The sequence below is a fragment of the Sulfitobacter sp. genome (assembly GCF_041552635.1).
Lineage (GTDB): Bacteria > Pseudomonadota > Alphaproteobacteria > Rhodobacterales > Rhodobacteraceae > Sulfitobacter.
In genome coordinates, this window is the sequence record NZ_JBFEKM010000325.1 from 1 (window position 1) to 2,021 (window position 2,021).

Consider the following 2,021-nt stretch of genomic DNA (forward strand, 5'->3'; position numbering starts at 1 on the left):
ATTGGAAATCTCTTCCGGCCTTTCTGGCTGTTGCACGGAACGGCTCGCTTCGGGCGGCGGCCGAGCATATGGGCGGTACCCACGCGACCCTGCGTCGTCAGATCGAGGCGCTTGAGGCGCAGCTCGGCACCCAGCTCTTCCGCAGGGGCGCGGACGGCTTGTCGCTGACCGCGGCGGGGCAACGCCTGCTGCCGCAAGCGCTCGCGGCCGAGGCGGCGCTGCTCAAGGGGTTCAACGCGGTGCAGGGGCTCGACCGCGAGGCATCCGGGCGCATCCGTCTTTCGGCCGACCCGATGACAGCGCATTACCTGCTGGCCCCGGTTTTGGCCGACTTCGCCGCACTTTATCCCGAGATCGAGATCGAATTACGCCTCGCTTACACGCTGGATTCGATCGCCAGAAATGAAACGGATGTCTCGATCCGCCACGCCGCCGTGATCGAGGATGATGCGGTCGGCCGAAAGCTTTTTCCCTTGTCCATCGGCGTGGTGGCCTCGCGCGACTACATCGACCGCGCCTTGCCAGAGGCGGGCCGCAAGGGGCAAGGGTTGAGCTGGATCGGATATGGTGACGTGCCCGAGCTTGCGACCATGATCGCGGCCTCGGCCTTCCCCGAAGCGCGGATCCGCCACTCTGTGCCCGACCCGGAAATGCATCTGCATCTTGTGCGCGCGGGCGCGGGGATGACATTCCTTGCGACATGGGTCACATCGGTGTTCCCCGAATTGCAACGCGTTCCAGGCACTGAGCTCGACCAGCGGCGCGCGACCTGGGTTCTGCTGCACGGCGATCTGCGCCGGGTGCGTCGGGTCCGGCTTTTCGTCGACTACCTGTGCGATGCGCTTCTGGAACGGCGTGCGGCGTTTCAGGGATCTTAATCCGAGGGGTTTCCCTGTAGTGACGGGGCGCATCGTCCGACCTTCACCAGCCCTTATGCGGCCATTGGTGCGCTGTGCAGCGAAGGGCAACTTCGATCCCACACCTTTAGTCCTTTGGCACCGGCACCCTCGAATGCCGTTTTCAATTTGTCGTCCGTTGCCACCACTGCCCACCTGCACCGACATGATGGCACGCCGATTAAAACGCCATTTCGCATGCCAACTTAAAATTCCAGAATAGCAGACACCTCGTTAGCGAGCGCGCGTACTTCATCCGAGGCGGAACCGGTCCTTTTCACTTCCATCACACCCAGACCGCTTCCGAGCGCTTCTGCATAGATCACTCTATTTGCCAGTGATCCCTGCAACTGCTTTGCCTCAAGTTCGGCGACTGATTTGGCAACTTGTTCGCCCACGCGTGTGCCAGCCCGGGTACGGTTCATGACAATATACGCTGGCTTCCCTGCCCGGTCCGCCAATTCTAAAAGGTCATGTGTTGCCCAGACATCAGCCAGACCAACGGAGACTGGTACCAGCACAAGGTTCGACTCGCGCATGACCCAGCGAACATCACTGTCGGCTTTGGGCGGGGTATCAACCAGAATAACATCGGCAGCACCACCGACATCTCGGATTGCACGCGAAATACCATAGGCGGTCGCCGTAGCGAACCTGAGGTTTGCATTTTCCCCAAGCGTTTCTTCGCGAATATCCAGCCATTTCCCAAGACTGCCTTGGGGGTCGGTGTCTAGCAGGGCAACACGTTTTCCCGCCGCCAGAAACGCGATTGCTAAATTAGACACGAGCGTTGTCTTGCCCGCGCCACCCTTCTGCTGCGCCACGCAAATGATTTGACCGCTCATATGCCAAGTCTCCAAAAGGTATTCTGCGTCGCAGCATACTACATGGGAGACAGAAAAGCGATAGAGCCATTGTGATTAAGTTCGCAGTCGAAACGTCCGTAGCTAGCGAACGAAAAGATCTAGTTCACAAGTCAGCATTGTCTGAATAGGAGACTTCGGTGCAAACCGCAGTGAATGAATGTTTCCCGCCACTCGCGAACGCTGCCGCTTCCCGCCCGACCTGCATGTTCTCCCTCGGCGGGAGGGTCACAAGACATGGGTCCGCTCTGGTCTGGGACCG

General features: G+C 59.8%; 2 protein-coding genes. One reads left to right on the top strand and one right to left on the bottom strand.

Annotation, left to right across the window (positions count from 1 at the left end):
- Window positions 1–878 (top strand): LysR family transcriptional regulator (locus ABYT07_RS20690; RefSeq protein WP_372993886.1); only part of this gene is annotated, 878 nt, incomplete at its 5' end.
- A 224-nt stretch (window positions 879–1,102) separates the two neighbouring features.
- On the opposite strand, the gene parA is transcribed toward ABYT07_RS20690, so the two are convergent.
- Complete coding sequence (gene parA / locus ABYT07_RS20695; protein WP_372993887.1) at window positions 1,103–1,741, bottom strand: ParA family partition ATPase; 639 nt, start codon at window positions 1,739–1,741, stop codon at window positions 1,103–1,105.
- Window positions 1,742–2,021 lie beyond the last annotated feature (280 nt).

Bases quoted from the DNA above. Each gene is read 5' to 3' on its own strand.
- parA (WP_372993887.1), bottom strand. From the start codon at position 1,741: ATGAGCGGTCAAATCATTTGCGTGGCGCAGCAGAAGGGTGGCGCGGGC.